2 protein-coding genes are annotated in these 1,843 nt (G+C 51.8%); both read left to right on the top strand.

Annotation, left to right across the window (positions count from 1 at the left end; translation table 11 throughout):
* On the top strand, window positions 1-392 hold a 392-nt coding region (locus tag AC1RQG_RS27790), incomplete at its 5' end, for a winged helix-turn-helix domain-containing protein (RefSeq protein ID WP_493136646.1).
* Window positions 389-1,843 (top strand): heavy metal sensor histidine kinase (locus tag AC1RQG_RS27785; protein WP_493136644.1); only part of this gene is annotated, 1,455 nt, incomplete at its 3' end. The genes AC1RQG_RS27790 and AC1RQG_RS27785, both read left to right, overlap by 4 nt.

The following is a 1,843-nucleotide window of genomic DNA, read 5'->3' as shown; positions in this document are numbered from 1 at the left end:
ACTGTCAGTTGCAGTTATTCCTGGCCGAGAACAGGCTGGAATGCTGGTCGGGGCCGTTTCAAATGCAGGTCATTACAACTAGGGAACCAGATCTCTTACACGTCGCCGATCTGGAGCTAGACGCTCCCAAGCGGCGAGTCATTCGGGCTGGGATCCGCATCGATTTGACTGCAAAGGAGTTTGCCCTCTTGCATTTGCTGCTGAAGCGCGTCGGTCAAGTTTTGTCGCGGCCACTGATTGCCTCTCAAGTCTGGGACATGAATTTCGACAGTGATACCAATGTTGTCGATGTTGCGATACGTCGCCTGCGGGCGAAAATTGATGATCCGTTTGAAGTTAAGCTTATCCATACAATCCGCAGTATGGGTTATGTTTTGGAAGACCGGCGGTGAGGGTCAGCAACTGGTCTCTCACCGCGCAGTTGGGAGCACTCTTTGCCTTTATTTCAGTGTTTGTGTTTTCCGTGCTTGGCATTTACCTTTATCAGGCGCTGGCAAGCCAACTCCAGGAACGGGACGATACCAACCTCGTGGAGTGCATTCTATTCATCAGACACGTTTTAGAGGAAACGGCTGATGTCGACTCGATCCGCCTGCATCCTCATCGTTTTTTGGAGGCAGTTAACATTCACGGAGAGTTTTCGTTGCTGATACAAGCTAAGAATAGGGAGATCTTGGTGCGTAATAATGTCCAGTACTCGTTCACGGATGCCGCCGCACCGATACCTGCAGCTGTGATACCTGAACCATCGCATGTTCGCAATGCCGTACAGCGCAACGAGCAAAATTTGCGAGTCATCCGTGCACTGGGTTCTGTTGGCGCCACCGGTACGGAAGTCACCATCACGCTTGCCCGCAGTAGCAATGGCCTTGCTGCGGTCTTAGCTACTTATAGATTGAAAGTTGTTATTGCAGGACTCATCGGCGCAGTGCTGACAGCGCTACTGGGCTTTATTGTCGTTCGTTGTGGCTTGGGGAAAGTGAAGTTATTTGCAGGTCAAGCACAACAGATTACGGCGCATAACCTTGAAATACGATTGGATGCACAATCGGCACCTGCTGAGCTAAGGGTTCTGGCCGATTCGTTTAACGAGGTGCTTAACCGCCTGCAAAGCAGTCTCAATAATCTGTCCGAATTTGCTGGCGACCTTGCTCATGATTTACGCACGCCGCTGAACAACCTGATGGTTCAGACCGAAGTCGTGTTATCTCAACCTAGAGAAACCGAGGAATATCAAAACCTGCTTTCATCTAACTATGAAGAATTTGGGCGGCTAGCGAGAATGGTGGAAAGCATGTTGTTCTTGGCTCGTGCAGATCACGATCAGGTTGCACTATCGACGGAACAACTGGACGCTCACGGCGAGCTCACGCGCATTACCGAGTACTTCGAAGGCCCCGCCTCCGAGGCTGGGGTTCTCCTTTTGCTGATTGCCACCGGCACGGTGCATGCCGACGCACACCTGCTGCGCCGCGCAGTAAGCAATCTGGTCTCCAACGCTATTCGTTACACGACAAGAGGCAACACCATCGTGTTGCGTACGGTGGCTGATCAAGATGGTGTGCACCTATCGGTTTCCAACACTGGCCCAAGTATTGTCGCGGAAGATTTGCCGCGCCTGTTCGACCGTTTTTACCGATCGGACAAATCAAGATCGAGCATTTCTGCATCAGCCGGATTAGGACTGGCCATCGTCAAGTCGATCATGTCCTTGCATCACGGAAGTGCTCAAGTTCAGAGCGAACAGGATGGTGTAACGACATTTACGGCTCTATGCCGTTTCGTGTGGAATTTGACGTCAGGCGACATGCCGTGTAACGCCGAAATCGCGTGGCACGGCAGC

It is taken from the genome of Rugamonas sp. GW822-FHT03B10, from assembly GCF_058801745.1.
Note: the sequence above shows the minus strand (reverse complement) of the source record. Positions and strands in the feature narration are given on the sequence as shown.